The 14,686-nt window shown below is 72.6% G+C and carries 14 protein-coding genes; 12 read left to right on the top strand and 2 right to left on the bottom strand.

The genetic code is table 11. The features are described from left to right. Nucleotides 1–7: 7 nt before the first annotated feature. From QQY66_RS25430 to QQY66_RS25485, 12 genes are all read left to right on the top strand, one after another. On the top strand, nucleotides 8–448 hold the full coding sequence (locus QQY66_RS25430) for a phage tail protein (protein WP_210585236.1): 441 nt from the start codon (nucleotides 8–10) through the stop codon (nucleotides 446–448). Further along, nucleotides 445–939, top strand: a complete 495-nt coding sequence (locus QQY66_RS25435) for a hypothetical protein (protein ID WP_301982621.1) — start codon at nucleotides 445–447, stop codon at nucleotides 937–939. The genes QQY66_RS25430 and QQY66_RS25435 overlap by 4 nt, the downstream gene beginning before the upstream one ends. Further along, a complete protein-coding gene (locus tag QQY66_RS25440; protein ID WP_163014002.1) occupies nucleotides 936–1,094 on the top strand; it encodes a DUF6760 family protein in 159 nt (52 codons plus the stop codon). Before QQY66_RS25435 ends, QQY66_RS25440 begins: the two co-directional genes overlap by 4 nt. A gap of 4 nt (nucleotides 1,095–1,098) precedes the next feature. Then, nucleotides 1,099–4,188, top strand: a complete 3,090-nt coding sequence (locus QQY66_RS25445; RefSeq protein WP_301982622.1) for a hypothetical protein — start codon at nucleotides 1,099–1,101, stop codon at nucleotides 4,186–4,188. Between the two features lie 29 nt (nucleotides 4,189–4,217). Next, complete coding sequence (locus QQY66_RS25450) at nucleotides 4,218–4,643, top strand: phage tail protein (protein WP_301982623.1); 426 nt, start codon at nucleotides 4,218–4,220, stop codon at nucleotides 4,641–4,643. A 57-nt stretch (nucleotides 4,644–4,700) separates the two neighbouring features. Beyond that, on the top strand, nucleotides 4,701–5,423 hold the full coding sequence (locus QQY66_RS25455; RefSeq protein ID WP_301982624.1) for a LysM peptidoglycan-binding domain-containing protein: 723 nt from the start codon (nucleotides 4,701–4,703) through the stop codon (nucleotides 5,421–5,423). Then, on the top strand, nucleotides 5,420–7,267 hold the full coding sequence (locus QQY66_RS25460; protein ID WP_301982625.1) for a VgrG-related protein: 1,848 nt from the start codon (nucleotides 5,420–5,422) through the stop codon (nucleotides 7,265–7,267). The genes QQY66_RS25455 and QQY66_RS25460 overlap by 4 nt, the downstream gene beginning before the upstream one ends. Nucleotides 7,268–7,299: 32 nt before the next feature. Continuing rightward, a complete protein-coding gene (locus tag QQY66_RS25465; RefSeq protein ID WP_301982626.1) occupies nucleotides 7,300–7,617 on the top strand; it encodes a PAAR domain-containing protein in 318 nt (105 codons plus the stop codon). 508 nt (nucleotides 7,618–8,125) lie between these two features. Beyond that, nucleotides 8,126–8,548, top strand: coding sequence for a GPW/gp25 family protein (locus QQY66_RS25470; protein WP_301982627.1), 423 nt, complete (start codon nucleotides 8,126–8,128; stop codon nucleotides 8,546–8,548). Beyond that, nucleotides 8,548–10,509 carry a putative baseplate assembly protein gene (locus QQY66_RS25475; protein ID WP_301982628.1) on the top strand — a complete coding sequence of 654 codons (1,962 nt, stop codon included), beginning with the start codon at nucleotides 8,548–8,550 and terminating at the stop codon, nucleotides 10,507–10,509. Before QQY66_RS25470 ends, QQY66_RS25475 begins: the two co-directional genes overlap by 1 nt. Before the next feature lie 46 nt (nucleotides 10,510–10,555). Continuing rightward, nucleotides 10,556–11,119 carry a phage tail protein gene (locus tag QQY66_RS25480; RefSeq protein ID WP_301982629.1) on the top strand — a complete coding sequence of 188 codons (564 nt, stop codon included), beginning with the start codon at nucleotides 10,556–10,558 and terminating at the stop codon, nucleotides 11,117–11,119. A 4-nt stretch (nucleotides 11,120–11,123) separates the two neighbouring features. Next, nucleotides 11,124–12,554: a zinc ribbon domain-containing protein gene (locus tag QQY66_RS25485; protein WP_301982630.1), complete on the top strand. Its 1,431-nt coding sequence runs from the start codon at nucleotides 11,124–11,126 to the stop codon at nucleotides 12,552–12,554. 71 nt (nucleotides 12,555–12,625) lie between these two features. On the opposite strand, the gene QQY66_RS25490 is transcribed toward QQY66_RS25485, so the two are convergent. Both QQY66_RS25490 and QQY66_RS25495 read right to left on the bottom strand, forming a co-directional pair. Continuing rightward, nucleotides 12,626–13,327 carry a DUF2637 domain-containing protein gene (locus tag QQY66_RS25490; RefSeq protein ID WP_301982631.1) on the bottom strand — a complete coding sequence of 234 codons (702 nt, stop codon included), beginning with the start codon at nucleotides 13,325–13,327 and terminating at the stop codon, nucleotides 12,626–12,628. 299 nt (nucleotides 13,328–13,626) lie between these two features. Next, complete coding sequence (locus QQY66_RS25495) at nucleotides 13,627–14,610, bottom strand: alpha/beta fold hydrolase (RefSeq protein ID WP_301982632.1); 984 nt, start codon at nucleotides 14,608–14,610, stop codon at nucleotides 13,627–13,629. Nucleotides 14,611–14,686: the final 76 nt, after the last annotated feature.

The raw sequence follows: 14,686 nt of genomic DNA on the forward strand, positions 1-14,686 counted from the left end.
GACAGTCATGGCAACGGGCGATGCTCTTTCCACCCACGTCTTCGGCGTGCAGCTCGGCGGCTACCTGGTCGAGTCGATCCAGGAGATCAGCGGACTGACCGTCGAGGAGGAGGTCGTCGAGGTCAAGCAGGTCAGCGACCAGGGCAAGCAGATCATCCGCAAGCAGCCCGGCGCGCGCCAGGCCGGTGAGATCACGATCACCCGGGGACTCGACCAGAGCAGCGAGTTCACCAAGTGGATCAAGGAGACGCTGAACAACGGCGCCGTCAACACCGCGCGGCAGAACCTGACCATCGAGATCAAGGACTCCGAGGGCAACACGGTCCGCCGTATCCAGCTGATGCAGGGCTGGGCCTCCAAGTGGGAGGGCCCCTCGCTGAAGGCGGGCGAGTCGTCGCCGGCCACCGAGTCCGTCACGATCACGTTCGAGGAGATCGTCGTCGAATGAGGCGCCGAACGGTGACGGCGGGCAACCTGGACGAGATCCTCCAGGCGACGGCGCCCGCCCAGGCGTCGGAGCAGGCGGCGGCCACCCCGGCCGCCGCCCCGCCGCGCCGCGAGGACCACGGGCTGCGCACCGAGTTCGAGTTCGAACTGCCGCGCGGGTACGTCGACGACGAGGGCACGGTGCACCGGCACGGCTCGATGCGCCTGGCCACCGCCCGCGACGAACTGCGGCCCCAGATCGACCTGCGGGTCAAGGAGAACCCGGCGTACCTGAGCGTGGTGCTGCTGAGCCAGGTGATCACCCGGCTCGGCAACATCACCGATGTGCACGCCGGGATCGTGGAGCGGATGTACGCCACCGACGTGGCGTTCCTCCAGGACTTCTACCGCCGCGTCAACAGCGAGGGCCACACCCGCGCGGCGGTCACCTGCCCGCACTGCGAGGGCGGCTTCGAGGTCGACCTCTCGGGTGGGCGCCTGGGGGAATCGTGACGTACGCCCTTCCCCGGCTCCGGGAGGAGATCGCGTACATCGCCTATCACTTCCACTGGCAACGCGAGGAGATCCTCGACCTGACCCACGGCGAACGCCAGCAGTGGGTGGCCGAGATCGCCCGTATCAACACCCGCATGAACGAAGGCGGTTGAGCACATGGCATGGCGGGACAGGCTGCGCCGCCGGGCCGCCGGAGCGGACACCGCGGGTCGCCCGCGGCGTACGGAGGGCTCCGGCGATTCGTCGGGGTCTGTACCGGGTCCGTCGGGTGACGGCGGGGGGACGTCCGGTGCCTCCGGCTCTTCCCTGCCCGGCGACTGGGACGGCGGCTGGCGCCGTACCGCGCCGCCGACCCTCACCGTGGCCCGTGCCCCGCTCGGCGTGAGCGACGGCCTCGCCTTCCGCGCGGGCCTGGCCTCCTGGCAGAACCCGTCCTTCGACAACGGCCTCGGCCACGCCCTGCTGCCGACGGCTCCGAACGGCCTGGTCCGCGGGGTCACCAGCCCGGCCGCTCCCCGGCCGACCCGTACTGGTGGGGGGCCGCTACTGCTTCGGGCGGTGCGGCCGGAGGGGGCGGATGGGGCGCTCGGGGGTTCGCCGGATGCGGGGGACCTGGGCGGCGGGGGGCAGGCTTCGGGTTCGGGTTCGTCCGGTTCTGGCTCTTCCGGTACGACGTCCCGCTCGGCGCCCGCCGGGGCCGGGCCCGTGGTTCAGCGTTCCGGCGACAACAGCGGTGCAGGGCAGGGACGTTCGGCCGACGCTCCGCGCACCCGTGGCATCACGTCCGCGGATTCTCCCGCCGTACTCTCCTCGTCGGCTCCCGCTGTCCAACGGGCTGCGGAGCCGGGCACGGCCCCTGCCGTGACGCCTACCGACACCGGCCGTTCGGCCGTCTCGCGCGAGATTCCGCTGGTACGACGGGTTGCGGTGGTCCCGGGTGCGACGGCCGACGCGGCTGGGGGCCGTTCCGGTGTGCCCGGGTCGGACTCCGGGAGCGCATCCCGGTCGTCCCGGTCGCCGGGAGGTTCGGGAGGGCGTACGACTTCCGGACCGGCCGTCCAGCTCCGGCCGGTGGGGCCCCGTCTGACCGTCGCCCGGCGCCAGTCCGGACCCGCGCGCCGCGTCCCCGCCCTGCGACCGGCCGCCCCCGACACCCGCCCAGCCCCTGACGCGTCCGACGCTCCCTCCGCACCGGCGGCCGGGACGACGGCGCCCGTACAGCGTGCCGCCACACGCACGGGCAGCCGCGCTCCTCTTGGCGCTCCGATGAGTGAACTGCCGTCCACGGCAACACCGTTGGCGGAGGGCACACCGGCACCGCGCCCCGCGTCAGGCACCGGATCCGCGTCCGGTCCCGCGCTTCCCGTCGTGCAGCGGCAGACGGAAGGCGGCGGCACGTCGGACGGCGGTGTGCAGGGCGCGGCTCAGGAGGGCCCCGCGCCGCGCCGGACGTCCGACGCGGGTCGGTCCGGGGCACGCGCGCGTGGTGGCCTGGGGGCGCCGCTTCCCGCGCTGCCGCCGAGCGCCGACGCACCCGGTTCCACCTCGTCCGGCGCCCGCGCTTCCCGTCCGGACATCCAGCGCGCTCCGGCCCGCCACGACGACCGCAGCTCCGCAAACGCACCGGGCCGCGACCGTACGCCCGCCGAGACCGCACCGCTCGCGCCCGGCCCGGACATCCAGCGCGCTCCGGCCCGCCACGACGACCGCAGCTCCGCAAACGCGCCGGGCCGTGACCGTACGCCCGCCGAGACCGCTCTCCCCGCGCGCGGGGAGAGCGGAACGGACGCGCCACTGCTGGGGTCGGTCGACGTCCAGCGCCGCGTCACGAACCCCTCCGCCACCGGGGACTCCACGTCACCCGGCCACCCCACGGACCACGGCACCGGACCCGCCACGCCCCTGGTGACGCCGTCCGCGTCCACCGCGTCGGAAGGCCCCATGAGCGCGGCAGCCCCGACAACTCCCGCACCCCCGGCCGGGAACGCCCCACGCCCCGGCGTGCAACAGCCCTCGACTCCGGGCGCCCCGGGCCCGGTCGTGGTGGCCCGCGCCCCGGCCGAAGGCACTCCGGACGCCCGGACCCCGGCCGCCGACCGGCCCACTGCCCCGGCGGCACCCCGCGCCGGGACCCCCGGCGCGGCCAACCCGCGTCCTCTCCCCGTGACCGGTTCCACGGCACCCTCCGTGCAGGCGGCGCCCCGCACCCACGGCACCACACGGGCCCCGGCCGCGGACCGGCCCACTGCCCCGGCGGCACCCCGCACCCACGGCACCGCAGGCACCGCCCGGACCCCCGGCACAGCCGACCCGCGCCCCCTCACCTTGACCGGCTCCGGAGCGCCCTCCGCCCCGGCGGCACCCCGCACCCTCCAACTGCTGCCCGCGCGCCCGCTCACCCTGAGCACCCGGGCCCCGGAAGGCGCCGCACAGCCCACCGCCACCCGCTCCGGCAACCGTCCCGTGGTGCCGATGCGCTGGCCGGGCGACCCGGCTGCCCCCCAGGGCCAGGGCGGCACCGGGACACCCGCACACCCGACGCCGGGCCCGTCCTCGGCGACCCCGGCGACGCCTCATGTGCAACGGTCCGCGACCCCGGGCCCCGGACCGGCGGCCCCGCAGGTCCAGCCTGCCTCGACCCCGCACCCCGGGTCGCAGAACTCGGGCGCACGAACGACCGGTTCCTCCGCCGCAGTCCAGCGCGTCCCCGTCGTACAGCTTGCGCCGCACCACAGTGAGACGCACGGGGTGCCCAGCCCGGCCGCCGCCACCCCCGCGCGGTCCCTGCCGGTGACCGCCCCGCAGACGCCGCCGCTCGCGGACCGCCCGGCGGTTCCGCCGGCGTCGGCGTCGGCGGGGAACGTACCCGTGATCCAGCTCCGGACCGCCGCGCCGGGCGGCAGGACCGGCGGCGCGGCAACCCCCGCACTCCCGGGGAGTATGGACAAGGCGCTCCCGACGCGCCATCGGCAGCCGGTCTCCGCAGCCGGTGATCTCGCCGAACCGGCCAAGCCCCGGCCGGGGAACGGCCGTTCGCGGCCGGTTTCCACGGGCTCCGAGAAGCCCGCCGCCGACCCGACCGCCTCCGCCAAGCGCACGGCCCACCGTGCGCAGACACCGCAGGACCCCGGCATGGACCTGGACGAGCTGGCGCGCCGCCTGATCGACCCGGTGGCCCGGTTGCTGCGTACCGAGCTGCGGCGTGGACGGGAACGTACAGGCCGCCCCTACGACGGACGCCGCTGAGAGCCCGGCACGGAACGGATGACGGACGAATGACGGACAACATCTTCGCGACGAGCGTGTTCTTCAAGCTCGTGATCGGCGGCAACGACCTGGGCGCCTTCCACACCTGCTCCGGCATGGGTGCCGAGGTCGAGATCGAGTCCTACGCCGAGGGCGGCAACAACGGCTTCACCCACAACCTGCCCGGGCGGGTGACCTGGTCGAACATCACACTCACCCGGCCGGTCACCAAGGACACGGCGAAGATCGCCCGCTGGCTCGACGAGACGCTGAAGCGGGTGGAGCCCAAGGACGGCGAGATCGTGGCGCTGAAACCGGACCTCACCCGGATCATCAGCTGGCAGGTGTTCGGGATCGTGCCGGTGCGCTGGCAGGGCCCGTCCTTCGACCCCAGCAACTCGGAGGCGGCGGTGGAGACGCTGGAGATCGCCCATGAGGGGCTGAGCCCTTCCTGACCCATTCTCATGAACCGCCCGCCGCCGATGTGATCGTCCCGGAAAGGAAGACCTGGCATGTCCAAAGCGTCCCGCACCAGTCGGGCCAGGGCTCAGCTCACCCTGAAGGAGCCCCCTGCCTCGGTCGGCGCGAAGCCCGGCGGGACGCTCGCGCGGATCAACCTCCAGTTCAACCCCTCCACCCTGGAGCTGAGCAAGACCACCGAGTGGCGGCGCACGCCGTCCCGGATGGCCGCGGAGTCGGCGCTGCCCGAGTTCGTCGGCAGCGGCCCGCGCACGCTGAGCCTCGAGGTGTTCCTGGACGCCACCGCCAAGCACGACAACTCCGTGGAGCAGGCGGTGGAGAAGCTGATGAAGGCCTGTGTGCCGACACCGGCCAGCCTGGGCCGCAAGAAGCCGGCCAGCCCGTGGGTGCGGTTCGAGTGGGGCAGGGCGCGGACCACCTCGTTCGACGGGGTGCTCTCCAGCCTGTCCGTGTCGTACACGCTGTTCGACGTGGACGGCAAGCCGCTGCGGGCCACCTGCCAGCTGTCGATCGAGGAGGCGAGCGTCGGCCCGGCGGGCCAGAACCCCACGTCCGGCGCGCGCACCGCCCGCAGCACGCACACCGTCGTGGCGGGCGACAGCCTGGCGCTGCTGGCCTGGCAGGAATACGGCGACGCGACGGCCTGGCGGGTCATCGCGGAGGCGAACGACATCGACGACCCGATGACGCTCATGCCCGGAACCGAACTCGTGGTGCCGGCACTGAGCGACGCGGGCGCTGAGGAGGAACAGTGACAGGCGGGGCACGGGACGGCCGGTCCTTCGCGGCGGACCCCATCGTGGAGGCGCCGAGCGAGCTTCCGCCGGTCTGGGCCGCCCAGCTGGTGAGCTGTGTGGTCGACGAGAACGTGGGCCTGCCGGACGCGGCGGTGCTCACCTTCCGCGACCCCGACCACGAGTTCCTGAAGAAGACCGGCATCACCATCGGCACCCCGCTCAAGGTCTCGGTGATGACCGTGACCGGGCAGGCCCGGGAGCGGCTGTTCAACGGTGAGGTGACCGCGCTGGAGGTGGACCGGGACCGCACGGGCTCGTTCACGGTGGTGCGCGCCTATTCGAAGGCACACCGACTGCAGCGGGGCCGGAAGGTGGTGGCGTACCGGAACATGACCGCGTCGGCGATCGTCCGCAAGGTGGCCGCCGGGGCCGGGCTGGCCTGCGGCACCGTGCAGGCCGCGCCGGTCACCTACCAGCAGCTCTCCCAGGCGAACGTGTCCGACTGGGACTTCCTGCAGTTTCTGGCCGCCGAGAGCGGCGCGCAGGTCCGTGTCGACGACAAGGGGCTGCTGCAGTTCACCAAGCCGACGAAGGCGGCCGGCGCGCCCGCGCCGTCGACCTCGGCCGCCAAGAACCCGATGGTGCTGGAGTACGGCCGCAACCTGCTGGCGCTACGGGCCTCCCTGTCGGCCGCCGACGGTGCGCAGCAGGTGGAGGTGCGCGGCTGGGACGTCACCACGAAGCGGCCGCTGGTCGCCAGGATGCCGTCGGTGAACAGCGACACGCTGGTGCCGGGTCTGAGTCCGGCGCTCGCCGCCCGGTTCGGCAAGGCGTCGAAGCTGACCGTCACCGACACCCCGTACCGCACTCAGGCCGAGACGAAGGCGGTCGCGGACGCGGTGGCCGACCAGGTCAGCGCGGGCTTCGGCGAGCTGGAGGTGGTGGCCGAGGGCAACCCCCTGCTGCGGGCCGGCAAGCCCGTGGCGCTCGGCAACGTCGGGCAGGCGTTCTCCGGCAAGTACACGGCGACCGCGGTGCAGCACATCCTCGAACCGGACGGCGGATACCGCACGACGGTGTGGGTCAGCGCCAGCCCCGACCGCTCCCTGACCGGCCTGGTGACCGGCGCCAACGCACCGTCCCGCGGCCCGCGCATTCCGGGCCTGGCGATCGGCGTGGTGACGGACGTCCGCGAGCCGGGCGGCGCCCAGAGCGGCGGGGTGAAGCTGAAGTTCCCCTGGCTGGACGACACGTACACCACCGACTGGGTGCGCACCGTGCAGTGGGGCGGCAAGGGCGGCGGAGGCGTCGTCAGCCCCGAGGTCAACGACGAGGTCCTGGTCGGCTTCGAACAGGGCCTGCTGGACAGCCCGTACGTCATCGGCGGGCTCTACAACGGCGTCGACAGGCCCTCGCCCCACAAGGACCCGCTGATCGACAAGACGACGGGCAAGGTCAACCGCCGCTCCATCGTGTTGCGTTCGGGGCACCGGCTGGAGCTGCTGGACACGAGGGCACCGGGCCAGTCCGGGCTCAGGCTCGCATCCGCCGACGAGCGTCTCGAAATAAAGGTCGACCAACGGCGGGGCCAGATCGAGCTGACGGTGTACGCCGGCAAGGGCGGCGTCCGCCCCCTCACCTCCGTCCTGCTGGACAAGAAGGGCATCACCCTGGACGCGCGGCAGGGCGACGTGAGCGTGTCCGGCCGGAACGTGGACATCCAGGGCAGGGTCGGGGTGACGGTCGGCGGCCGCAAGGTGGACATCAGCGGCACGAGCGTGAACGTCACCGGCCGCACGGGGGTCACCGTCGACGGCGGCCTGCTCGGCATCCTCAAGGCCAAGATGATCAAGATCAACTGACCCCCGACCTTCACCTTCCCAAGGAGGACCGCATGCCCATGGCTGCACGTACCGGTGACCAGACCAGCCACGGCGGCACGGTCGGCACCCCGCCGCCCGCCGCCGCCAGGTCGGTGGCGACCGTGTGGATCGGCGGCAAGCCCGCCGCCGTCGTGGGCAGCCTCGTCGTCTGCCCGATCCCGCCACACGCGCTCCTCGGACCGGCCAACGTGATCAAGCCCGACCCGAGCTCGCTCGCCAAGGGCCAGGTTCTCATCGGCGGCCTGCCGGCCGCCCGCCAGCGCGACCAGTCCACGTGCGGCGCGATGATCGTGATAGGCGCCCCGAACGTCCTGATCGGGGGCGTGTGATGAGCGGCGCTCCGACCCTGCCCGGCAGCTTGAACGTCGTGATCGGGGGGCGTGTGATGAGCGAGCGGTTCATTCGGAGTGGCTGTCTGTTCCGGCTGCGGGGCGGGTATCCCGCGTGCGGCGGCGTGGTTCTGCCGGGTGCCCCGAACTTCCTGATCGGGGGCGTGTGATGAGCGTGTGGTTCATTCGGCGTGGCTCTCTGCTCCGGCTTCGGGGCGTGCACCTCACGTGCGGCGCCGTGGTTCTGCCCGGCGTCCCGAACGTCGTGACCGGGGGCGTGTGATGAGCGAGCGGTTCATTCGGAGTGGCTGTCTGTTCCGGCTGAGGGGCGTGCACCTCACGTTCGGCGCCGTGGTTCTGCCTGGCAGCTTGAACGTCGTGACCGGGGGCGTGTGATGAGCGAGCGGTTCATTCGGCGTGGCTCTCTGCTCCGGCTTCGGGGCAGGCACCTCACGTGCGGCGCCGTGGTTCTGCCCGGCGCCCCGAACGTCCCGACCGGAGGTGCGTGATGAGCGAGCGGTTCATCGGCCGTGGGTGGGGGTTTCCGCTGCGGGTCGGGCCGACCGGGGGGATCGCCATGGTCGAGCGGGAGCGGGAGATCGAGGAGGCGATCCGGCTGGTGCTCGGCACCGCGCCGGGCGAGCGCCCCATGCGCCCCGAGTTCGGCTGCGGCATCCACGACTACGTCTTCGCCCCCGGCGACGGCGCCACCGCCGGACGTATCGCGCAGCAGGTGCGCGAGGCCCTGGAGCGGTGGGAGCCGCGCATCGCGGTGGAGGACGTGATCGTCGCCTTCGACGCCATCGAGGACGGCACCCTCTACATCGACGTGCACTACACCCTGCGCTCCACCAACGACCGGCGCAACCTGGTCTTTCCCTTCTACACGATCCCCTCCGAGGAGGGGGCCGAGGAATTGGTCGCGGACTGATGGCCCTGCCCTCCCCCAACCTGGACGACCGACGGTTCCAGCAACTCGTCGACGAGGCGAAGCGGTATGTGCAGCAGCGCACGCCGGAGTGGACCGACCACAACGTCTCCGACCCGGGCGTCACCCTGATCGAGACGTTCGCCTACATGGTGGACCAGCTGCTGTACCGGCTGAACCGCGTCCCGGACAAGAACTACACCGCGTTCCTGGACCTGCTGGGCATCAGCCTGTTCCCGCCCGCCGCCGCCTCGGCCGATGTCGACTTCTGGCTGTCGGCGCCGCAGCCCGACACCGTCGCGCTGCCCGCCGGCACCGAGGTGACCACCGCGGGCGGCGAGAGCGACGAGCCCGTGGTGTTCGCGACCACGGACGAACTGCGCATCGTGCCCAGCGAGTTGACCCGCCTGGTGACCGCGCCCAGGACCGGTGAGCAGACCGACATGACCGGCACGCTCACCGAAGGCCACGACATCCCCTGCTTCCAGGCCGCACCGGAGCCGGGCGACGCGCTGCTGTTCGGCCTGCCGACGGCGGTGCCGCGGTGCATCGTCGCGGTGCGCCTGGACAGCCGCGTCGAGGGCGTCGGCGTGGACCCGCGCCAGCCCCCGCTGGTGTGGGAGGCCTGGGACGGCGGCGGCTGGCAGCTGTGCGAGACCAGCACGGACACCACCGGCGGTCTGAACCGCCCCGGCGAGGTCACCGTGCACGTACCGGCCGGGCACACCGCGTCGGTGATCGGCGGGACCCGGGCCGGCTGGCTGCGCTGCCGGGTCACCGAGGCGGAGCCGGGGCAGCCGTTCTACTCGGAGTCCCCGACGGTGCGCGAGGCGGAGGTGTTCACCGTCGGCGGCACCATGTCCGTCGAGCACGCCGAGACCGTGACCGGCGTACCGCTCGGCACCTCGGAGGGCGTCGCGGGACAGACGTTCCGGCTCGGCCGCCCGCCGGTCCTCCTCGACGGCGAGCCCCCGGTGGTGGAGGTGTCCTCGGCCGAGGGCTGGCAACGCTGGGACGTGGTCGACCACTTCGGCCGCTCCGGCCCCGCCGACCGGCACGTCCGCGTGGACGCCACCAACGGGGAGTTCGCCTTCCCGCCGGTGCTGCGCGAACCGGACGGCACGCTGCGGCAGTGCGGCGCCGTACCGCCCAAGGGTGCCCAGATACGCGTGGCCCGCTACCGCACCGGCGGCGGCCTCGCGGGCAACGTCGCCCGCGGCGCGATCTCCGTGCTGCTCAGCTCCGTTCCGTACATCGCCCAGGTCACCAACCGGGAGGCGGCACGCGGCGGTGTCGCGGGCGAGACGGTGGAGAACGCCAAGCTGCGGGCGCCGGAAGTGCTGCGCATGCAGGAGCGCGCCGTGACCGCCGAGGACTACGAGATCATCAGCCGCCAGGCCGCGCCCTCGGTACGCCGGGTCCGCTGTCTGGCCGCGGCCGAGGAACCGGGCGCTGTACGGGTCCTCGTCGTCCCGGACGCCGTGGCCGACGAGGGCGACGACCGCCTCCGCTTCGAGCAGCTGATCCCCTCCGACCAGGTGCTGGAGGCCATCACCTCGAGCCTCGACGAACGCCGCCTCATCGGCACCCGCCTCGTCGTCGAGCCGCCCGTCTACCAGGGCGTCACCGTGGTCGCCCGGCTCGCGACGGCCGCCACCGACACCGACCGCGTCCGCGACGCCGCCCTCGACGCCCTGTTCCGCCACCTCAACCCGCTGAGCGGCGGCCCGGACGGCACCGGCTGGCCCTTCGGCCGACCCGTCCAGTACGGCGAGATCTTCGGCATCCTCCAACGCGCCACCGGCAACGCCCTCGTCGAGGAGATCCGCCTGTTCCCCGCCGATCCCATCACCGGCCGCCGCGGCGCCCCGGCAGACCGCATCGACGTGGCCGCGGGCGCGCTCGTCTTCTCCTACCAGCACCAGGTGGTCGTGACGGCGATGGACGGGGAGGGACGGGGATGAGCGGGGATGCCGTGGCCGATACCGCCGTAGAGCCGGAGGTGCGGGGATGAGCCGCGCCGCCGTACCCGGCCTGCCGAGCCGCTTCCCCATCGGTGAGCAACTGCCCGCGCTGTACGCCAACGACGACTTCGCGCAGCGCTTCACCGCCGGCCTCGACACCGTCCTCGCCCCGGTGTTCGCGACCCTCGACAACCTGACCGCGTACCTCGACCCCCGGGTCGCCCCCGTCGACTTCCTGGCCTGGCTGGCGTCGTGGGTGGGCGCCGCCGACGACCCCCAGTGGCCCGTGGAGCTGCGCCGCGAGGCGGTCGTCCGTGCGGTGGAGCTGCACCGGTGGCGCGGCACGAGACGCGGCCTGTCCGAGGCCCTGCGTCTCGCGCTCGGCGCGCACTGCGACGTGACCGGCGACGGTGGTTCGTGGTGGTCGAACACCGCGGGCACCGAGCTGCCGCCCCCGCCCGCCGCCGAGATCCTGGTCCGGGTCTGGCCGGGCCGCGAGGCGCGGGTGGACCCGGTCAGGGTCCGCGAGATCGTCCGGGTCATGTGCCCGGTGCACACGGCATTCCGGGTGGAGGTCCTCCCCGGCCCGCCCGCCGACGAAGGGAGGTGACGCCATGCGTGCATGTCCCGCGTGCGGGGCGTCCAACGGCTCGACGGACGACTTCTGCGGCAACTGCGGCGCGTACTTGGGCTGGTCGGAACCGGCTGCTCCGACCCCGAGCGCACCCTCACCGACGCCACCGGAGCAGTCGCCGCCGACCGCACCGCCGGAGCCCGCCGCACCCCCGGAGCCTCCGGCACCCGCGCCCGCCTCACCCCCGCCGGGCGAGCCCGAGTCCGCCGCACCTCCCCGCCCCTCGTCGTTCCGCGCCCGGCTGACCGGCATCGGCCGCGGCGAGCCGGGGAGGCCGAGCACGACGCAGCCCGCGGACACCGGCTCCGGCGCCGACACGGCCCCCACTACCGACCCCGGCCAGGACGAGCCCAGGAACTCCCCAGCTCGGTCCGGGCCGGACGAGGTCCGCACCGGGCCCGCCGCCCCGGCGCACGGCTCGCCCACGAACGGGACGACCGCTGACCCCAGCGGTGAGCCGCCGGCCGAACCGACCGGCGGCTCCACCAGTGAAACGACCGGCGCCGACGAGCCCCGCCGCACCGACGACGCTCCCCCCGCCACCCCACCCGTTCCTCCAACGGCACCCGCTCCACCCGCCCAGAGCATCCCCCGCCCCCGCACCCCCGCCGCCTCCGAGTCACCGGACCCGGACGCCATCGTGCCCGTCCGCCCCGCGAAGCCCGTGGCCGCGCGTCCCGTCGTACGGCCCGTGGCCGCGCCGGACGAAGGGGCGGGAGTGCCCTGTCCGGCGTGTGGCACGCCGAATCTGCCGGAGCGCCGGTTCTGCCGACGCTGTGCCGCCGAGTTGAAGCCCACGGCGAAGGCCGCGCCGCTGCCGTGGTGGCGGACCGTGTGGCCGTTCCGGCGCCGGGTGCGGGCGAGTTCGGGCGGGATGACGCGGTTCCTGGTGATCCTGCTCGTGGTGCTGGCGCTGTGCGCGGGCGGCTTCCTGCTGATGCCGGCCGGACGCGCCCTGATCGAGGACACCCGGGACAAGCTGGGCAAGGCCAAGCCCGTGACGCCGGCCAGCACCGAGGCGAGCGCATCGGTGCCGGGGCACCCGGCGAAGAACACCACGGACGGGCTGAGCAACCGCTACTGGGGCGCGCCCGCGACGGGTGCCTCGGTGACGTACACCTTCCGCAAGCCGTTCCGGCTGGTCGACGTGATCATCACCAACGGCGCGTCCAAGGAGCCGCAGAAGTACGCCCTCCAGGCGCGCGCGCTCCAGGTGGACCTGGAGGTGACGGCGGAGGACGGCACCACGCACAAGAAGGAACTCACCCTCAGCGACAAGCCGGGCGACCAGACGATCGCCACCGGGTACAGCGATGTGCGGAAGGTGCGGCTGGTGCTGCGTTCCGCCGTCGGACTCGCCCAGGGCCGTCATCTGGCCCTGGCGGAGGTGGAGTTCTTCCAGCGGAGCTGACGCGCGGGGGGCGGGCGGGCAGGCGGGCGGGCAGGCACGCAGGCGGGCGCGGGGCCCGCCCGCCGGTGCGGCTACGGCCGTGTCTGCTTGGGCCCCTTCAAGGTGTCGGCGGCGTGCTTGGGTCCCCGGGACGAGAACTGGCCGACGAGTTCACGGAAACAGACCAGGGCGGTGATCGGCGGAATCCCGACGATGACCATCGCGAGCAGAGAATGCGGGGACTGGCCGATGCACAGGGCGACCGCCGTGCCGGAGGAGATCAGCATCACCACCCAGGACCGCCGGGCGGTGCGGTGCTGAACGGATGCCCGCAAGATCGATAAACCGGCCACCAGCCACGGCCCGTACACGGTGAGCGGCCACCATTGCGCCAAATTCTCGGACACCACCAGCAGGGCAATGGTGCGCAGTTGGTCATATGAATAGGAGATCGACCAGTACAGCATCGTCACCGCACACATGGTGATTATGGCCACCAAGATCGCAACGGTGATCACCCGCGGATTTCCGGTGAAGAGCTGAACCCCCGGACGGGGCCGGCGTCGATTCACCGGACGGCGTGGGCGCCGGTGGCTGTCCAGCGGGGGAGGGACGGGATCCACGCTGGGCGTCGTACTGAGCATCTGCGCCAGCTCTTGGTCCAGATCCCAGCCGTCCGACGGGATCCCGGGGTCGGAGAGCTGCCACAGGTGCTCGGCCTCGAGCGGCTGAGTGTCCTCAGGCTTCTGGGTCGTCACCGCATAGAGCAGGTTCTCGTCCTGAATCCTGTCCATTGATCACTCCTTCCTCCGGCTCAGGACGTTTCATCCAGAGTGTGAGCCTCGGGCTGGAGCGGGGACTGTGGTGGCGGTGTCAAGCCCGTCCAGCGTAGCCCGCAGATATTCACTTTTGATGCTGCTGATCGCTTCAAGGAAGTCCTCGAACAGGTCCGAGCAGTGCGGGTGAGCCTCTTCTGCATGCCTTTCCTCCCAAGTCACGTCCACCTAACGAGCGTCCCAGGGTGCAAGGCATCGGGCATTCGGGGGAATATTGGCCAGCGGCGATTATTTATGTATCGGACTAAGATTCAGAGTTACTGAAATTCTGAAGATGTAGTGATCCCCGGCAGCCGGTCCAGGATGTCGACGATCTGCCGGAACTGCTCGGCGGTCGCGGTGTGTCCGGCGTGCACGGTGTGCACGTCGAAGGGGTTGCGCGGGGTCAGCCGGTCGGCCTCGGCGATCATCCGGTCCTGCAGGGCGAGTGGGATCATCCGGTCCTCGGTGTGACGGATGAACGTGCGGGGGATACGGCCCCAAGTGTCGGCCTGGACCTGGGAGTTCTCGTTGCCGACGGTCAGCGACTCGTCGGGCTGCAGGTAGGCGAGCATCGCGTGGAACTCGGCGTCGCTCGCGTCGGCCAGCATCAGCTCCTTGAGCCCGGCCAGTGCCTCGGGGTCTGCGGTGCGGTAGTTGATCCGTACCGCGCCGATGGCCGCGGGGTCGGCGACCACCAGGGCGGCGAGGTTGCCGGCCAGGCTCGTCGACCCCTCCGGGGTGGCCAGATAGTCCTCCGGGCAGGCCAGATCCACGCAGCAGAATGCGGTGTCGTAGACGATCCGGTCGATCAGCTGGGGCACCGCGTTGCCGACCCGGTTCAGCGTCGCGCCGCCCATGCTGCCGCCGTACAGCACGACCGGGCCGAACTCGGCGACCGTACGGACCACTTGGACGGCCGCCTCGGTGTACGCGTCCAGGCCCACCCCCGCCATCGGCGACGGCCTGGTGGCCAGCGACCGAAGATCCTGCGGGCACTGGTAGTCGAGGGCGAACTGGGCGTCCGTGGCGCCGTGCCCCGGCAGGCTCACCCCGACGGTGCGGTGCCCGCGCAACGACAGCGCGTCGATGCCGCCCGGGGTGCCGCTGGCCCCGGTGACGACAACGAACGTCGTCGTGCCGCGCCTGCCGCTCCGCGCGTGCGCTGTCGTCCCGCCCGCCGCGCCCGCCGCCAGGGCGAGCCCACCGGCCGCCGCGCCCGCGCGCAAGGCGCCGCGCCTGGAAAACCTCGTCCGTGTCATGACATCGAGTAGACACGACGACGGTCTGCCGGAAGCGGTGCTTACGGCAGACCGTTCCGGGCTCTTCACCTCTTCC

Source organism: Streptomyces sp. DG2A-72 (assembly GCF_030499575.1).
GTDB lineage: Bacteria > Actinomycetota > Actinomycetes > Streptomycetales > Streptomycetaceae > Streptomyces.